This window comes from Streptomyces sp. NPDC000151 (genome assembly GCF_040301705.1).
GTDB lineage: Bacteria > Actinomycetota > Actinomycetes > Streptomycetales > Streptomycetaceae > Streptomyces.
This window is the reverse complement of the sequence record NZ_JBEPFC010000093.1, coordinates 1-17,046: the sequence shown is the minus strand read 5'-3', so window position 1 is coordinate 17,046 and position 17,046 is coordinate 1. Positions and strand designations below refer to the sequence as shown.

Below are 17,046 nucleotides of genomic sequence, written 5' to 3'. Positions count from 1 at the left end.
GCCTGCGATTATCGGGACCGCTTCACCGAACCTCCACAACGTGCCACGGAGGTGAAGCAACCGGGACGAGGCACGCGGCCCCCTATCCTGGTCCGCGGTCCGTGATCCACGTCCACACCCGGCCCCCGTAGCTCAGTGGATAGAGCAGGTGCCTTCTAAGCACTTGGCCGCAGGTTCGAGTCCTGCCGGGGGCGCTCTCCAAGGCCCTCCCCAGGGAGGGCCTTTTTGCTGGTCAGAGTACCTGCGACTCCCTGTACGGAGGCGTCGGCCACTCCCCCGGCGGCCATTGGGAGGGGCCGACGCCATCCGACTGTCACCGCGTTTCTGCAGGTGGCGGCGCCATGACCCATGGCGATGAGGGGCTGCATCGAATCCCCAAGAGCCCCCAAGAGTCTCGGGCCAAGTGCCTTGGCGAACGCGGTGACAGGCCCGCATCAGTGCCTGGGGCTGGATCTCATACCCAGAGGCCGCATGTAACGCGTGGCTCCGTCCGGAAGCGTGAGAGCACTGGTGCCGCCGATCGCGGTCCGGTGGCCGCCCGCCGGGGAACGGAATCGCTGAGCGCCGGGAGCTGTCCGGTGTCGCCTGTAGCTCCTGCACGCCGGTCATCGCTGGTCCCTCCGTCTGCCGGGTCGGCGCCAGGTCCGCGGAGGCATGGGAGGGCCTTTTTGCTGGTCGGGGTGGGGCGATAGGCTGATCTTCCATGGAGCTCTGGGGTGCGGGTCTGTATGGGAATCCTTGTCGGGACTGTGGGTTCGACTGGTCCTTGAGCGCTGTCGCTGCGGTGGCGCAGGTCGGGGAGGTGCCGGGGCGGTACGCGGCGCTGGTGGAGGGGCGCAGTGGGGGTGAGCGGCATCCGGAGTTGGTGTGGACGTCGGGGGCCTACGTCAGTCATGTGGCGGACAACCTGCGGAACTGGGCCGAGCGGCTCGCGGGGGCGCGGCTTGCCGGGGCCCTGGAGGTGCCCGGGTACGACCAGGATCTTCTTGCCGAGGCCCGCTGTTACCAGGACATTCCGCTCGCGGCGGCGTTGTGGTCGTTGCGGGGGTCGGTGAGCCTCTGGGTGGAGTCCGTGTCGGCCGCGCTGGAGGCGGGCGTGGTGCTTCAGCACTCGGCCCGTGGTGCGCAGCGGGCCGAGGACGTCGCCCGGAACAATGCGCATGACGCCGCTCACCATGCTTGGGATATTCAGCGGATTCTGACTCATGAGGATGAGGAGCAGGCCGCAGCAGCAGCCAGGTGAGCGAACGGCAGGAAGGCCCTCCGCCTCGGAGGGCCTTTTTGTTGTTCTGTAGGTGCGTCGCGGCAGACGGGGGACGGGGTGCGTCCGTGGGTGGGGTCCGGTGGGGGGCAGCGGCGTGTGGGGGTGACGGCGGGCGCGGTGTGGGGGTGAATGGGGGGTCGGGCGGGCGCTTCGAGGGCCGTCGGTCTGGAGCGGGGGGTCGCGGGTACTCGCCGTGACCGGCCGGTGGTGGCGAGACGGCTACCAGCCCGACGGTGATAGACGGCTACCAGCCCGACGGTGGCGGGGCGGCTACCAGCCCGACGGTGGTAGACGACTACCAGCCCGGTGGTGGCGAGACGGCTACCAGCCCTGACGGTGGCGGGGCGGCCGCCGGCCCGGTGGTGACGGAGCGACGAGAGGCTTGTGAGAGTGAGCATGCGTGCGCTGACCATCCGGCCGTTGCAGCCGGGTTCGCTGGAGGTGCGGGAGGTGCCCCGTCCGGTGGCCGGGGAGGGCGAGTTGCTGGTGGACGGGCTCGCCGTCGGGGTGTGCGGTACGGACAAGGAGATCGTGTCCGGCGAGTACGGGGCGGCGCCCCCGGGCCGGGACCGGCTCGTGCTCGGGCACGAGTCGCTCGGGCGCGTGCGCGAGGCGCCGCCCGGGAGCGGGTTCAGCCGCGGCGACCTGGTGGTGGGCGTGGTCCGGCGGCCCGATCCGGAGCCGTGCGGGGCGTGTGCGCGGGGCGAGTTCGACATGTGCCGGAACGGCCGCTACACCGAGCGCGGCATCAAGGAGCGCGACGGTTACGCGAGCCAGGCGTGGACGGTGGAGCCCGAGTACGCGGTCCGGCTCGACGCGGGGCTGCGCCGGGTGGGAGTACTCATGGAGCCCACCACCGTGGTGGCCAAGGCGTGGGAACAGGTGGAACGGGTCGGGGGCCGGGCGTGGTTCGAGCCCCGGCGGGTGCTGGTGACCGGCGCGGGTCCGATCGGTCTGCTGGCCGCGCTCCTCGGAGTACAGCGAGGGCTCGACGTGCATGTACTGGACCGGGTCACCGGCGGCCCGAAGCCCGGGCTGGTGCGCGACCTGGGCGCGACGTACCACAGTGAGGACATCGACCGGGTCACGGAGGCGATCCGGCCGGATGTCGTCATCGAGGCGACCGGGGCCGGGCGGCTGGTCTTCGACGCGATGGCCGGGACCGCCGCGTACGGGATCGTGTGTCTGACGGGTGTCTCGCCGACCGGGCGGCAGCTCACCATCGACGCGGGCACCGTCAACCGGGACCTGGTGCTGGAGAACGACGCGGTGGTGGGCTCGGTCAACGCCAATCTGCGGCATTATCAGCAGGCCGCGGAGGCGCTGGCCCGCGCCGACCTCGGCTGGCTGGAGCGCCTGATCACCCGGCGGGTGCCGCTGTCGCGCGCGCAGGAGGCGTTCACCGCGCGGGACGACGACATCAAGGTCGTCATCACGATGGACGAGTGAGAGCCTCATCACGATGGACGACTGAGAGCCTGCGCTCGGGGCCCGGTCGGTGACATGGCGATCGAGCCCGGCGCCCCGAAGACCAGGACCTGTGGACGAGTGGATCGAGGGCTGTATGACGTCGGGAACGAGGTCTGTATGACGTCGGTTCCTCCGCCGTCGGAGCGGGGCGCCGCGCCCGTGCGGCGGCGCCGCCATCCGGTGCGCCGGCTGCGGAGCCGGCTGCGGGTGCGGCGGTTCCGGCAGCGCGGCGCCGAGCTGGAGCTGCTGCACCGCTCGATGGGGTTCGGGGCGCTGGGACTGGTCACGCTCGTACCGCTGCTGATCGTCGTGGCGGCGGCCGACCCGTTCAAGCACCGCGGCTTCGCCCTGTGGCTGGTCGACGGCATGGCGCTGTCGGGGCGTTCGGCGGACGCCGTGGAGAGCGTCTTCACCGCGCCCCGGACGGCGGTCGCGACGACCAGCGCGTTCAGCCTCGTCGCGCTCGCCGTCTTCGGCCTGACCTTCGCCGGCAGCGTGCAGACCGGGTACGAGAAGACCTGGAGCCTGTCGGTCGGCCCGTGGCACCGGGCCTGGCGGCAGACCGTGTGGCTGGCCGTCCTGATGGCCTACCTCTACGCCGAGGTGCAGTCCCGGGGCTCCATGCCGGAACCGCTGCGGATCGGGCTGAATCTGCTGGCCGGCGTGGTCTTCTTCTGGTGGGGACAGCGGTTCCTGCTCGGCGAGCAGGTCGCGTGGCGGGCGCTGCTGCCGGGTGCCGTCGCCACGATGGCCGGCCTGGTCGGGCTGCGCGCCTTCTCGTACCTGGTCTTCGCGCCCCTCATCGTCACCAACGCGGTCAGTTACGGGGCGGTGGGCACCGTACTGATCGTGGAGTGCTGGCTGGTCGGGGTCGGCTTCGTGGTCTTCGGCGGCGCCCTGCTGGGCAGGCACTTCCACGACCACCCGGAGCGCCACGTGATCCACTACGTCCACCACCGCGCGCCGCGGCACACACGGGGCGGGGACCCGCCCCCCGACGAGCCCCCGCACATTCCGTGAGTACACCTTCCGTCAGCGCACCTTCCACGAGTACACCTTCGGTCAGCACGCCTTCCGTTAGCGCACCTTCCGTGAGTACACCTTCGGTGAGCACGCCCTCCGTCAGCGCACCTTCCGTCAGCACGCCCTCCGTCAGCGGCTGCGCGCCGCGTCACCTGCTCGGCGCCGCCTTGATGTCCGTGATCTGGCGGGTCTCCAGGGAGCTGCGGACGGCCAGCCGGGACGTGCTCGGGTGGCTGCCCGAGTCCCAGGTGAGGGTGACGATCGTGTACGCGCTGCCGGTGCCGGAACCGTCGTAGCCGACGGACCACTTGACCGGCACGTTCTGGGCGCGCAGGACGCCGTCGGCGTGGTTCTTCGCCTCCCAGTCGGCGAGGCGCTTGCGCAGGTCGCTGCGGAGGTAGTGGTTCCGCAGCTCGCGGGCGAGCCGGCCGTCCTCGTCGTAGACGGCGTCGATGTACGCCCCGTAGAAGTCCGCGACCCGGTCCACGGTCGACTCGGGACTGCCGGCGCGGGCCGGCTGGGCCGCCGCCTGGACCGCGTGCGCGGGCGGCGGTGCGGTGGTGGTGGCGCCGAAGGCCGGGATGGCCGCGGAGGCGGCGAGGAGCGCGGCGGCGGCCGTACCGATGACGGTGGTGCGGCGACGCGCGGGACGGGTGCTTCGCATGGTGAGTCCTTCCCCCAGGATGAACGGTGGGCCCTGAGTCCGCGGGTCCACGAGATAAGACACTCATATGCCTGGGAAGGGTTGTATTCGACCCGGTGTGTCATGTCCCGGTTCCCCGGGACGGCGTCTCCACCGGGCCGGTTCGGGCGAGTTGCGGCCGGTGTGCCGCGGGTGGCAGCGGTGCGTTGCGGCGTACGTATCCCGCACGCATCCCGTACGCCATCAGTACGCATCCCTGGGGACCCTCACGCATCCCTGAGGACCCTCGGTACCGGGCCGGGCGCCGGACGACCGGCGTCAGGCGTCCGCCTCCGGAGCCGGAGCCGGAACCGGAGCCGTGGTCCCCCGCGGAATCAGCTGCGTCGGCAGTACGACATGCCGCGCCGGGTCCGTGGCCGGGTCGTCGATGAGGGTGTGGGCGAGGGTGCCGGCCGCGCGGCCGACCTCGGCGGCGGGCTGGGCGATGGTGGTGAGGTCCAGCCACTCGGCGTGGTCGTGGTCGTCGAAGCCGAGGACGGAGATCCGGCCGGGCACGTCGATGCCGGCGGAGCGCAGGACCCAGAGCACCTCCATGGCGATCTCGTCGGTCTCGGCGAAGACCGCGGTGGGCGGGTCGGCCAGGCAGAGCAGCCGTCCGACCGCCTCCGAGGTGTCGCGCCGACCGCGCGAGGTGGCGACCACCAAGTCCTCGTCGTACGGGATGTCCGCCTCGGCCAGCGCCTCGCGGTAGCCGAAGAGGCGGGTGCGCGAGCTGCAGGTGAAGCCGGTGTCGGGCGACGCGCGGACGAAGGCGATCCGGCGGTGGCCCAGGCCCCGCAGATAGCGGGTGCCGGCGCGCGCCGCGGCGACGTCCTCGACGTACACGCTCGCCCGGCCCGGCGCGTGCTGGCTGACGTACACCACCGGCACGCCCAGGCCGTCCAGCCGGGCGAACTCCTCCTCCGTCAGGTCGAAGGAGATGACCAGGAGCGCGTCGGCGTTCCGGCGGGCCGGGAGCCGGTCGAAGAAGGCGGCGCGCTCGGCGAGGTCGGCGACGCTGTACACCATCAGGTCCAGGCCCGCGTCGCGCAGTACCTCGCTGAGGCCGCGCAGCACCTGGCCGACGAACCACGAGCCGAGGGTGGGCGCGAGCACGGCGACCGTTCCCGTCTTGCCGGTGACCAGGCTGGACGCCTGCCGGGATATCACGAAGGACAGCTCGCGGGCCGCCGCCTCCACTCGCACCCTGGCCTCGTCCGAGACGGTGGACAGCCCGCGCAGGGTCCGCGAGACCGTGGAGACCGAGACCCCCGCCCGTTCGGCCACGTCGGCCATGGTGGGGTGGCGCTGCGCTGGAGGCATGGTCCGGAACGTAGCACAGGTGTAGGGGACATGGACCCGGTCGGTGACAGCGTTACCATCGGGAGATGTCCGGCAATGCGCGCCAACGCCGCCATCCCGCCCGGTTTTTCATGCAGGAGAGCGGCCATTTCGTTGCTGCGCGCTCCATTGACAGTCCCTGGGGCCACTCCTAGCGTGCAAGCGTTGTCAGGCAGCAGCGATCCCACCCCTCCATCAGGAGCGCATCGTCATGCCGTTGAGCCGCAGATCCCTCCTTCGGACCACCACCGGGGCCGCCGCCGCGCTGGCCGCCGCCACCGGCTGCGGCCGGGCCGTCGCACGCGGCCCCGACCTCTCGGGCGCCGCCGGGATACCGCGTGGCCCGGTCACCATCCGCTGGTGGGCCGGGCGGGTGGCGGCCCGCGACGGCAGCGACCTCAGGCCCGTGCTGGTCAGGGCGTTCCGCCGGAAGTACCGCAACATCACCGTGCAGTTGATCGCCGCGCCACCGACCACGGACGTGGCCCGCGCGACCCTCACCACGCAGGTGACGAGCGGCAGCCCGTCCCCCGACGTCTACATGGGCGACATCGCCTGGCCGGCCCAGTTCGCGTACAACTCGCTGGCGCTGCCGCTCGATCCGCTGCTGCCGAAGGGGTACTGGCAGCGCTATCCCGAGGAGCTGGTGCGGGCGCTGACGTACCAGGGCTCGGTGTACGCCTTCCCGCTCTACCTGGACGAGGCGTTCCTTTACTACCGGAAGGACCTGCTGCACAAACACGGGCTGCGGCCGCCCGGTTCGTGGGAGGAGCTGGCGTCCACCGCCGCGAAGATCCAGCGAACGGGCGACGCCGACCTCGGGTTCGTCTGGCAGGGCACGGTGTACGAGGGGCTCACCGCGAACGTCGCGGAGCTGGTCGCCGACGCGGGCGGCAGCATCCTCTCCCCCGACGCCCGCACGGTCACCTTCGACGGCCCGGCGGGCGTGCGGGCCGTGTCCTACCTCCGGGACCTGATCACGCGCGGCGTCTCCCCGTCCTCGGTGACCACGTTCGTGGAGCAGGACAGCCTGGACGCCTTCACCAGCGGCCGGTCGGTGTTCCTGCGCAACTGGCTGTACGCCTGGGGCGTCGCGGACAACCCGGCGTCCTCGCGGGTGGCGGGGAGGATCGGGGTGATGCGCCGGCCCGGCTTCGAGGGCGGCACGGGCGGCCGCAGCTGTCTGGGCGGCTGGTGCAACTACCTCAATCCGCACTCCCGGCACCTCGGCGCGGCGCTGGCGTTCGCCCGCTTCCTCGCCGAGGAGGAGGGGCAGTCGATCCTGGCCCGCGAGGCCGCCGTGCTGCCGCCGCTGCTGTCCCAGCTGCACGGCAAGGCCGTGGCGAGGTCGTCCAATCCGGCGTTCGCGCTGGCCCGTGAGGTGCGGCTGGTCGCCCGGCCGACCCGGACCCCGGAGTACCCGATGGTCAGCAAGGCGGTGTTCACCCCGGTCAACGAGGTGCTCAGCGGGGGCACGAGCGTACGGCGGGGGCTCGCCGGCTCCCGCCGTGATCTGCAGGCGGCGCTCCGAGGGGAGGCGCTGTGACGGTCTCCCCGACGGCCGCCCCGGAGGCCCGGCCCGCGCCCCTGCCCCCTTCCCCCGCCGCTCGCAAGCCCGCCGGCATCGCGCGCCGCCGGGCCCGCACCGGCTGGCTCTACACCGCCCCGGCGCTCACCGTGATCGCCCTGGTGACGCTCTTCCCGGTGGTCTACTCGATCGTCCTCAGCTTCAGTGACGTGCGCTTCACCTTCGACGGCGTCCGCGTCGAGGAGTGGACGCTCGGCAACTACACGACGATGCTGGCGAGTCCGGTGTGGCTGGAGGCGCTGGCCTTCACGGTCGGGTACACGCTGGTGACGGTGGCCGTGGAGATCGCGCTCGGTATCGCGGCCGCGGTGCTGCTGGACCGGCTGGAGGCCGGGCGGGGCTGGATCCTCGCGCTGCTGCTGATCCCCTGGTCGCTGATCACGGTGGTCTCGGCGCAGCTGTGGGACTTCCTGTACGACGCCACGTTCGGCGCGGTGACCTGGCTGTTCGGGCTGGTCCTGGACCAGCCGCCGGTGATCCTCGGTACGCCCGTGCCCGCGATCACCGGCATGGCGGTCGCGGACATCTGGAAGACCACCCCGTTCGTCGCGGTGATCATCCTGGCGGGGCTGGTCCGCATCCCGCAGGAGCGGTACGAGGCGGCCGAGATGGACGGCGCCGGGTCCTGGGCCACCTTCTGGAACGTCGTACTGCCCGCGCTGCGCCCCGTGGTCTCGGTCGCGGTCCTCTTCCGGGTGCTCCAGGCGTTCGGGATCTTCGACCTGCCGTTCGTACTGACGCAGGGCGGTCCCGGCACGGCCACCCAGTCGCTCGCCGTGCTCGGCTACAAGACGCTGTTCCAGAACCTCGACATCGGGATGGGCGCGGCGATCGCCACCAGTACGGGCGTGCTGGTCATCGCGGGCTGTCTGCTGTTCCTGCGGATGTTCCGCGGCCAGGTCGACGAAGGGGGCGCGGCATGAGGCGCGGCCGCGGGCGTACGGGAGTGCGCCGCTATGTGAACGTGGTGAACCTCGGCGCGCTGGTGCTGGTCGCCGTGACCGCGCTGCCGCTGCTGTGGATGGCGGTCACGTCCTTCAAGACGGCGCGCGAGAACGGCACACTGCCGCCGACGCCGATCCCCCTCCACCCCACCCTCGCCAACTACCGGCTGGCGCTGGGCTTCGCGGGCTTCGACCGCTATCTGCTCAACAGCGCGGTGGTGGCCGTCAGCGCCACCGCGATCGTCCTGGGGCTCGGGCTGTTCGCCGGATACGCGCTGGCCCGCACGCCGATGCGCGGCCGCGGCCCGGTGATGACGGGGCTGCTGATGATCTCCGTCTTCCCGACGATCGCCGTGGTCACCCCGCTGTACCTGGTCGAACGCGAGCTGGGCCTGCTCAACGGCTACTGGGGCCTGATCATCCCGTACACCGCCTTCCACCTGCCGTTCGCGATCTGGATCCTGCGCAACTCGCTGCAGTCCATCCCGTACGAGCTGGAGGAGGCGGCGACGGTGGACGGCGCGGGGCCGACCCGGACGCTGCTGTCGGTGATCCTGCCGCAGGCCCGGCCCGCGCTGTTCACCGCCGGGGTGTTCACCTTCACCGCGACCTGGACGGAGTTCCTGATGGCGCTCACGTTCAACAGCGAGGACGCCTACCGGACCGTGCCGGTGGGCATCGCACTCTTCAGCAGCCAGTACGAGATCCCGTACGGAACGATCTTCGCCGGGGCGATGGCGGCGACCGTGCCGATCGCCCTGCTCGTCCTGGTCTTCCGGCGCGCCGTGCTCTCCGGCCTGACCGACGGCGCGGTCAAGGGATGACGCCGGGTGAACCCACCTCTCACGAAGGAGCCGCTGTGACCGTCCCCGCCTCCCCCGACCTGTCCCCGCAGGACCCCGACTGGTGGCGGCAGGCCGTCGTCTACCAGGTCTATCCGCGCAGCTTCGCCGACAGCGACGGCGACGGCATCGGCGACCTGCCCGGCATCACGAGCCGGCTGACCCACCTGGCCTCGCTCGGCGTGGACGCGCTGTGGCTGAGCCCCTTCTACCCTTCGGAGCTGGCCGACGGCGGGTACGACGTGGCCGACTTCCGGGACGTCGACCCGCGCCTCGGCACGCTCGCCGACTTCGACGCGATGGTCGCCGAGGCGCACCGGCTGGGCCTGAAGATCCTGGTGGACCTGGTGCCCAACCACACCTCCGACCAGCACGCCTGGTTCCAGGAGGCGCTGGCGTCGCCGCCCGGCTCGGCGGCCCGCGCGCGCTACGTCTTCCGCGACGGGCGCGGCGAACACGGCGAGCTGCCGCCCTCGGACTGGGTCTCCCGGTTCGGCGGCAGCGCCTGGCAGCGGGTGCCGGACGGCCAGTGGTACCTCCATCTCTTCGCGCCCGAGCAGCCGGACCTGGACTGGAGCAACGAGGAGGTGCGCGAGGACTTCCGGCACACGCTGCGCTTCTGGTCCGACCGCGGGGTGGACGGCTTCCGCATCGACGTGGCGCACGGGCTGGCCAAGGACCTCACAGAGCCGCTGCGGGACATGGGTCCCGACCAGTTCAAGGGCGACCAGGACCTGATGCCGGACGGCACCCACCCGCACTGGGACCGGGACGAGGTGCACGAGATCTACCGGGACTGGCGGATCGTGATGGACTCCTACACGCCGCCGCGGATGGCGGTCGCCGAGGCGTGGGTGAAGAACTCCCGGCGGGTGCTGTACACCCGGCCCGACGAGCTGGGCCAGGCGTTCAACTTCGAGTATCTGCAGGCCGAGTGGTCGGCCGCCGGGCTGCGCAAGGTGATCACCGAGTCGCTGGCCACCGCGGCCGCCGCGGGTGCCTCGGCGACCTGGGTGCTCTCCAACCACGACGTGATCCGGCACGCCTCCCGGCTCGCGCTGCCGCCGGGCACCGACACCGACGCCTGGCTGCTGTCCGGCGGCACCCGGCCCGCCGAGGACCGGGCGCTGGGGCTGCGCCGGGCCCGCGCCGCGACACTGCTGATGCTGGCGCTGCCCGGGTCCTCGTACATCTACCAGGGCGAGGAGCTGGGCCTGCCGGAGGTCGCCGACCTGCCCGTGGAGGCGCTCCAGGACCCGGTGTGGGAGCAGACGGGCCACACCCGCAAGGGACGGGACGGCTGCCGGGTGCCGCTGCCGTGGACCCGGGAGGGCACCTCGTACGGCTTCGGCCCCGGCGCCGCCTGGCTCCCGCAGCCCGCCTCCTTCGGCGAACTCTCGGTGGCGGCACAGGACGGCGAGAAGGACTCGACACTGGAGCTGTACCGCTCGGCGCTACGTCTCCGCCGGGAGCTGCAGGGCGACGAGTCGCTGGAGTGGCTGTCGGCCCCGGACGAGGCCACGGAGGACGGCGCCGCGGGGATCGTGCATTTCGGACGATCGACGGGCTGGCGCTGCCTGGCGAACCTGTCGGACCGGCCGGTGCCGCTGCCCGCTGGCGAAGTACTGCTGTCCAGCGGGGCGTTGGCGGGCGGGCAGCTGCCGCCGGACACCACGGTGTGGCTGCGGCGGGGCGTCTGAGGGAGGGCGGACGAACGGGTCGGGCGGCGCATCGAAGGCCCCCGGCCCGTCCGTGCGCGCGGGCAAGTGTGGGAGGGCGGAGCGTCAAACTGGGCTGCGCCGCGCGGCTGTTAGCCTGACGCAGTGGATCACGCCTGGTACGCCGATGACGCAGGCTCCGGTCACCTGGATGTGAGCGAAGTCCGGCCAGGTCACGCGCACGCGCCACTCAGGGGACGCCGGTTTCCGGGGGACGACGGTCTGCCGTGCAAGATGCCGCTCCCCTCATCCCGTTCGCCCATCATCACGCCGGAGAGACCGTGACCATCCCGATCCCCGAACACGTCCGCGCCCGCTTCGAGCTGAAGGCACACGTGGGCCGGCCCCTGAGCGAGACGGACCCGGGCGGACTGCTCCGGCTGCACGGCCCGGAGGCCGCGGACCCGACGGCGCTGTATGCGCGGCTCCGCGCCACGTACGGTCAGGTGGCTCCGGTGCTGCTGCCGGGTGACCTGCCGGTCTGGCTGGTGCTGGGGTACCAGGCCAACCTCGATGTCGCCCGCACGCCGTACCCGTACACCCGTGACTCACGGCTGTGGAACCTCGACGACCAGGTACCCGACGCCTGGCCGCTGGGCCCCACGGTCGACTGGGAGCCGACGTGCGTGTTCACCGACGGTACGGCGCACGCACGGACACGGACAGCCGTCACCGACAGCCTGGAGGACCTCGACCGGCACGGGATACGCCGCTACGTGGTCCGGTACACCAAGATGCTCGTCAACGAGTTCATCCAGACCGGCGAGGCCGACCTGGTCGGCCAGTACGCCGAGCGGCTGCCGATGCTCGTGATGACCCGACTGCTGGGCATGGACGAGGCGGACGGCCCACGGCTGGCGGACGCCGCCCGCGACCTCATGACCGGCAGCGACACGGCCGCCGCCAGCAACGAGGTCATCAAGACCGCACTGGTCTCGCTGCAGAAGGCCAAGCAGGACCGGCCGGGCAACGACCTGGCCAGCTGGCTGAGCACGCACGAGTCCGGGCTCTCCCACGACGAGGTCCTCGGGCACCTGCGGCTGCTGGTGATCGCCGCGTACGAGACCACGGCGAATCTCATCGCGAACACCCTGCACATGAATCTGACCGACCGGCGGTTCCGCGCGAATCTGTCGGGCGGTCACATGACGCTGACCGACGCGCTGGACGGCATGCTCTGGGACGAGCCGCCGCTCTCCGTGCTCCCCGGCCGCTGGACGACCGCCGGCACCACGCTCGACGGCTGGCGGATCGAGGCCGGCGACATGCTGCTGCTCAGCCCCGGCGCCGCGAACGTCGACCCGGAGATCCGACCGGACCTGTCCGTCCCGGTGCACGGCAACCGCTCGCATCTCGCCTTCAGCGCGGGTCCTCACCGATGCCCCGGTGAGGACATCGGGCGGGCCATCGCCGACACCGGCATCGACACCTTGCTGACGCTGCTGCCCGACATGCAACTCGCCGTGTCCGAGGACGAGGTGCAGTGGCAGTACGTACTGCTCTCCAAGCGCCTGTCGGCACTGCCCGTACGCTTCCGGCCGCGCCCCGAGGTGGCGCTCAGCTCCGGTACGCTCTCCGGTCACAGCCGGCGCGCGGCCGGCGGCTGCCCGGTCACGAGCGCCGCGTCGGCCACTGTGTAGACCTCATGAGGCCCGCGGCGCACGGCAGTTCGCCGCCGCGGGCCATTCCGTTTGTCCCGGAAACCGTTGGTCGACCACTGGTTGGGGCATCTGGGCTGTCTCCCCCTTCCCTTCCGTTCGCACACGTGATGTTGGCCCTATTGATCATTTTTGGGCCATGCGTACCATGCGGGCTGTTGATCACGGTGGGTGCGCGCTATGTAGCGCATCCGACAGGAAGGCGGCCGGAGTGAGTACCGCGCTCATAGTTCCCCCGACCTACGCCCCTATACCACCGGCCATTCACCCGCTCCATGCGGACATCGACGCACGGACCGCCGCCTGGGCGCACGCGTTCGACATCGGCTCCGCGGGGCTGCGCAAGCGGCTGGTGACGCAGGAGATCGGCTCCTTCGCCTCACGCATCCTGCCCTCGGGCCGCACGGAAGTCGTCCAGGTCCTCGGTGACTTCGTCCTGTGGCTGTTCGGAGTGGACGACGGCCTGTGCGAGGAGGGCGACCTGGGCCTTGCGCCGGGCGCGCTCAACGCCGCCCTGCAGCGCCTTCTGTGGGTCGCCGAGCATCCCGAGGCGGCCATCCTCACCGACGATCCCCTCGCGCGCGGACTGCGGGACCTGCGGGCCAGAGTGGCGGAGTACGGCACCGCCGGGCAGACGAAGGCGTGGATCGACGCGCTGCGCGAGTACTTCCTGTCAGTGATCTGGGAGGCGTCCCACCGCACCGCCGGCAGCGTGCCCGAGCTCGACGACTACACGCTGATGCGCCTCTACGACGGCGCGACCACGGTCGTCCTGCCGATGCTGGAAATGGCCCACGGCTATGAACTCCGGCCGGAGGAGCGCGCACTGCCGGGCGTACGGGCCGCGGCCCAGGCGGCATCCTTCGTGATCTGCTGGGACAACGACCTGTTCTCGTACCACAAGGAGGTCAAGGAGCGGAGCCGGACGGGCGGCTACTACCTCAACGTCATCCGTGTGCTGGAGCACCACCGGGGTCTGCCCACCGGCCGGGCCGTGACCGAGGCCATCGGCCAGCGGGACCGTGTAATGGTCCTCTTCCAGCAGCTGTGCGCGGCGCTCGCGGAGCAGGGGAGCCCGCAGCTGCGGCAGTACCTCGCCGACCTGGGCCACTTCGTACGCGGCTCGATGGACTGGGGCATCACCTCCGTGCGCTACACCACGCCCGACGATCCGGCGGCGCTGCCCGCACGCTTCAGCGCGACGCCCACCGGCACGGGGCCGGTGGACATTCCGTCCATCGCTTGGTGGTGGGAGGTGCTGGACCAGCTCACCGGCACCGCACCGCACCGGGCGCCCCTGGGCGCCGGTCTCTCCTTGGCCGGCGCGCGCGCCGGCGTGGCGGAAGGATTCTCCTGGTGATCGTCGACGCGCACGGCATCCCCCGTGCTCCGGGTCGGATACCGCTCCTCGGGCACGCCGTGAAAATGGGGCGCCGGCCGCTGGACTTCCTTCAGTCGCTGCCGGAGACCGGTCCGCTGGTGCGAGTGGATCTGGGCACGATGCCCGTCTACGTACCGACCGACGCCGACCTGATCCGCCAGGTGCTGGTCACGCACGCCCCCAAGTTCGTCAAGGGACGCCTGTACACCCGCGTCGAGCCGCTGGTGGGCAAGGGGCTTGCGACCTCCAGCGGCCCGGTGCACCGCCGCAATCGGCGGCTGATGCAGCCGATGTTCCACAAGGAGCGCATCGCCGGTTACGCGGCCACGATGAGCGAACGCGCCCAGGATCTGGTCGACTCCTGGCAGCCGGGGCAGCAACTCGCCCTGGAACAGGAAATGGGCGAGTACACCATCCGCACGCTCGCGGAGGTGATGTTCTCCGCCGACCTCGGTCAGCCGGCCGTGGAGTCGGTCCGCAAGAACCTGCCGATCATCCTCAAGTACATGCTGCTCCGGGCCGCGTTCCCGACGTTCCTGGACGGGCTGCCGATCCCGGCGAACCGGAAGTTCGACGCGGCGGCGCGGGACATGCGCGCGGTGATCGACAAGGTGGTCGCAGACACCCGGCTGTCGGCGAGGAGCGACCGGGACGACCTGGTGGCCCTGCTGTTGTCCGCACGGGACGCGGACACCGACGAGGCGCTGACGGACGAGGAGGTCAGGGACGAGCTGGTGACCATCCTGTTCGCCGGCACCGAGACCACCGCCTCGACGCTGAGCTGGTTCTTCCACGAGATGGGGCGCCACCCGGAGGTCGAGCGGCAACTGCTGGAAGAGATCGACGAGGTGGTGGGCGACGGCCCGGTCACCATCGACCACGTTCCGCGGCTCGGCACGGTCAAGCGGGTACTGGACGAGGTGATCCGCCTCTACGGTGTCACGATGCTGATGCGGCGTACCACCGAGCCGGTGGAGCTGACGGACAGCAGGCCCGACGGCCGGGAGGTCACGTACCGGATCCCCGCGGACACCGAGGTCGCCTTCAGCCTCTATGCCGTGCACCGGCACCCGGAGCTGTACAAGAACCCCGACGACTTCGACCCCGACCGGTGGCTGCGCGACGACATCCCGCGCCAGTCCTTCTTCCCCTTCGGCGCTGGCAACCGGATGTGCATCGGCGACGCCTTCAGCTGGACGGAGGCGACCATCGCCGTGGCGACCATCCTCCAGCGGTACACCCTGCGTCCGGTCCCCGGGCACACACCCCGGAAGGCCACCTCCGCCATGGTCCACCCCGACCATGTCCCCATGACGGTGGTACCCAGAGCGAGCTGAACGCCGCCGGGGCGGTCAGGCAGCCGGATACGGCCGGGACGGCGCCGGAATGCGCCGTCCCGGCCGTATCACGACGCCTCAGCGCTGACAGCGAGCTGGTGCAGGTAGTGCATCAGCGTCATCAGGACGTCCCGACTCGACGTGCGCAGCCGTGCGTCGCAGTCCACGATCGGGACCTCCGGTGGCAGGTCGAGGGCCTCGCGGAGTTCCTCGACGTCGTGCTTCGGGGCTTCCGGGAAGGAGTTGATGGCGACGACGAAGGGCACGCCGCGCTCCTCCAGGCGGCCGATGACGTCGAAGCTGACCTCCAGGCGGCGGGTGTCGACCAGTACGACCGCGCCCAGCGCGCCGTCGAACAGGCCGTTCCACAGGAACCAGAAGCGCTGCTGGCCGGGCGTGCCGAAGAGGTAGAGCACCAGCTCCTCGTTGAGGCTGATGCGCCCGAAGTCCATCGCGACGGTCGTGGAGGTCTTGCGCTCGATGCCCAGGGTGTCGTCGACGCCGACGCCGGCCTGGGTCATCGTCTCCTCGGTGGTCAGCGGGCGGATCTCGCTGACCGCGCCCACCAGGGTCGTCTTGCCGACCCCGAAACCGCCCACGATCACCACCTTGACCGCGGCGGTGGCCGAGTCCGGCAGCGCGTCCTCGCTCCGCGGCCCGGCGACCGGTTCCGCGGCGAGCGCCTGCCCTGCCACGGGCTGCTCGGCGAGCGCCTGCCCGGCGGCCGGGTCAGAGCTGTTGAAGTCCATGGATCACCGCCTCGATAAGGGAACGGTCCGGAAGTTCTGCGGGCGGTACGGGCGCGCGCGCCACGACCCGCCCGTCGGCCAGCAGGTCGCCCAGGAGCACGGTGACCACGCTGACCGGTAGCTTCAGGTAGGCGGAGAGCTCCGCCACCGACAGCGGGGAGTGGCACAGCCGCATGATCGCGGCGTGCTCGGGCTGGATGCCCGGTCGCGGGGCCGCCTTGGCCACGATCAGCGTGACCAGGTCGAGGGAGAACGTCTGCGCGGCGGCGCCGGAGCGCCCGCCGGTGATCACGTAGAGCCGTTCGGGGCTCTCGTCCTCCCAATCCTGGCCCGCTCCGCTCACGCGGCCGATCCCTCGCCGCGCGGCGGGCTGCTGAGGTGCTCGCCGATCCGGGCCACCAGGTCGCGCATCTTCATGCCGATGAGCCCGGCGTCCACACCCTCGTCGGCCAGCACCGCGAGGTAGGCGCCCGCGCCCGCCGCCATCAAGTAGAAGAAGCCGCCGTCCAGTTCGATGACGACCATGCGCATCTTGCCGTCGCTGTGCGGGAATTCGGCGGACACCGCGCCGGCCAGGGACTGCAGCCCCGCGCAGGCGGCGGCCAGCCGGTCGGCGGTGTCGGTGTCCGTGCCGTACTGGGCCATCCGCAGGCCGTCCGAGGACAGCACGACGACGTTGCGGGTCTGCGGGACGCTCTCCGCCAGGTCCTTGAGCATCCAGTCCATGTTGGCCCGGTGCTGAATCATGGCAACTCACTCTTTTCCGACGACTCGTCACTCTTCGGCCCGGCGGCCCCGCCCGGATCTCCGGAGAGACCGCTCTGGAAGGCCGCCAGCCACATGCCGGGCTGCACCTCGGGGGCGGCCTCCGACGCGGAGGACCGGTGGTCTGCGGTGTCGGGGGCGGTGGACGCCTGGGGCGCGGGCTGGGCCGGCGCGGTGGCGCGGGACTTGCGGCGGCGCTGCGGCAGCCCGTTGGCGGTCCGTCCGGTCACCACCGGGACGTCCTCCTGGGTGTCCTCGGGCCGGGGCAGCGCCGCGGGGGCGGC

At 71.5% G+C, this 17,046-nt stretch carries 15 protein-coding genes, 1 tRNA gene and 1 pseudogene; 11 read left to right on the top strand and 6 right to left on the bottom strand.

The window, feature by feature from the left end:
• Positions 1-121: 121 nt before the first annotated feature.
• The 4 genes from ABT381_RS23610 (at position 122) to ABT381_RS23595 (ending at position 3,754) form a co-directional block, all read left to right on the top strand.
• Positions 122-194 (top strand) — tRNA-Arg (locus ABT381_RS23610).
• Positions 195-766: 572 nt separating this feature from the next.
• Positions 767-1,243 (top strand): hypothetical protein, encoded by a 477-nt coding sequence (locus tag ABT381_RS23605; protein ID WP_351597740.1) that lies wholly within the window; start codon positions 767-769, stop codon positions 1,241-1,243.
• 417 nt (positions 1,244-1,660) lie between these two features.
• Positions 1,661-2,713: a glucose 1-dehydrogenase gene (locus ABT381_RS23600; protein WP_351597771.1), complete on the top strand. Its 1,053-nt coding sequence runs from the start codon at positions 1,661-1,663 to the stop codon at positions 2,711-2,713.
• Positions 2,714-2,851: 138 nt separating this feature from the next.
• Positions 2,852-3,754 carry a ribonuclease BN gene (locus ABT381_RS23595; protein WP_467754283.1) on the top strand — a complete coding sequence of 301 codons (903 nt, stop codon included), beginning with the start codon at positions 2,852-2,854 and terminating at the stop codon, positions 3,752-3,754.
• Positions 3,755-3,905: 151 nt separating this feature from the next.
• Here ABT381_RS23595 and ABT381_RS23590 read toward each other — a convergent pair whose 3' ends face one another.
• Together ABT381_RS23590 and ABT381_RS23585 are read right to left on the bottom strand one after the other, a co-directional pair.
• Positions 3,906-4,421 carry a hypothetical protein gene (locus tag ABT381_RS23590; RefSeq protein ID WP_351597737.1) on the bottom strand — a complete coding sequence of 172 codons (516 nt, stop codon included), beginning with the start codon at positions 4,419-4,421 and terminating at the stop codon, positions 3,906-3,908.
• 297 nt (positions 4,422-4,718) lie between these two features.
• Positions 4,719-5,762 carry a LacI family DNA-binding transcriptional regulator gene (locus ABT381_RS23585; RefSeq protein ID WP_351597734.1) on the bottom strand — a complete coding sequence of 348 codons (1,044 nt, stop codon included), beginning with the start codon at positions 5,760-5,762 and terminating at the stop codon, positions 4,719-4,721.
• A gap of 235 nt (positions 5,763-5,997) precedes the next feature.
• Between ABT381_RS23585 and ABT381_RS23580 the strand changes: the two genes are divergently transcribed.
• The 7 genes from ABT381_RS23580 to ABT381_RS23550 all read left to right on the top strand — a co-directional run bounded on the left by ABT381_RS23580 (position 5,998) and on the right by ABT381_RS23550 (position 15,248).
• The gene (locus tag ABT381_RS23580) at positions 5,998-7,326 is read left to right on the top strand and encodes an extracellular solute-binding protein (protein ID WP_351597731.1); all 1,329 of its coding nucleotides are present in this window, start codon (positions 5,998-6,000) and stop codon (positions 7,324-7,326) included.
• The gene (locus ABT381_RS23575) at positions 7,323-8,291 is read left to right on the top strand and encodes a carbohydrate ABC transporter permease (protein ID WP_351597728.1); all 969 of its coding nucleotides are present in this window, start codon (positions 7,323-7,325) and stop codon (positions 8,289-8,291) included. Before ABT381_RS23580 ends, ABT381_RS23575 begins: the two co-directional genes overlap by 4 nt.
• On the top strand, positions 8,288-9,136 hold the full coding sequence (locus tag ABT381_RS23570; RefSeq protein ID WP_351597725.1) for a carbohydrate ABC transporter permease: 849 nt from the start codon (positions 8,288-8,290) through the stop codon (positions 9,134-9,136). The genes ABT381_RS23575 and ABT381_RS23570 overlap by 4 nt, the downstream gene beginning before the upstream one ends.
• A complete protein-coding gene (locus tag ABT381_RS23565) occupies positions 9,133-10,854 on the top strand; it encodes a glycoside hydrolase family 13 protein (RefSeq protein ID WP_467754291.1) in 1,722 nt (573 codons plus the stop codon). The genes ABT381_RS23570 and ABT381_RS23565 overlap by 4 nt, the downstream gene beginning before the upstream one ends.
• Positions 10,855-11,153: 299 nt before the next feature.
• Positions 11,154-12,512 carry a cytochrome P450 family protein gene (locus ABT381_RS23560; protein ID WP_351597719.1) on the top strand — a complete coding sequence of 453 codons (1,359 nt, stop codon included), beginning with the start codon at positions 11,154-11,156 and terminating at the stop codon, positions 12,510-12,512.
• 229 nt (positions 12,513-12,741) lie between these two features.
• Positions 12,742-13,890 (top strand): selina-4(15),7(11)-diene synthase, encoded by a 1,149-nt coding sequence (locus ABT381_RS23555; protein ID WP_351597716.1) that lies wholly within the window; start codon positions 12,742-12,744, stop codon positions 13,888-13,890.
• Entirely contained in the window at positions 13,887-15,248 is a 1,362-nt protein-coding gene (locus ABT381_RS23550; protein WP_351597713.1) for a cytochrome P450, read from the top strand. The genes ABT381_RS23555 and ABT381_RS23550 overlap by 4 nt, the downstream gene beginning before the upstream one ends.
• 68 nt (positions 15,249-15,316) lie before the next feature.
• Here the strand turns inward: ABT381_RS23550 and ABT381_RS23545 are convergent, their stop codons facing one another.
• The 4 genes and pseudogenes from ABT381_RS23545 to ABT381_RS23530 form a co-directional block, all read right to left on the bottom strand.
• Entirely contained in the window at positions 15,317-15,997 is a 681-nt protein-coding gene (locus tag ABT381_RS23545; protein ID WP_351597710.1) for a GTP-binding protein, read from the bottom strand.
• Positions 15,978-16,340 (bottom strand): DUF742 domain-containing protein, encoded by a 363-nt coding sequence (locus ABT381_RS23540; RefSeq protein ID WP_030249882.1) that lies wholly within the window; start codon positions 16,338-16,340, stop codon positions 15,978-15,980. The genes ABT381_RS23545 and ABT381_RS23540 overlap by 20 nt, the downstream gene beginning before the upstream one ends.
• Positions 16,337-16,744, bottom strand: a complete 408-nt coding sequence (locus ABT381_RS23535) for a roadblock/LC7 domain-containing protein (protein WP_030249885.1) — start codon at positions 16,742-16,744, stop codon at positions 16,337-16,339. The genes ABT381_RS23540 and ABT381_RS23535 overlap by 4 nt, the downstream gene beginning before the upstream one ends.
• A pseudogene (locus ABT381_RS23530) lies at positions 16,741-17,046 on the bottom strand (ATP-binding protein); the annotation flags it as partial. The pseudogene ABT381_RS23530 and the gene ABT381_RS23535, both read right to left, overlap by 4 nt.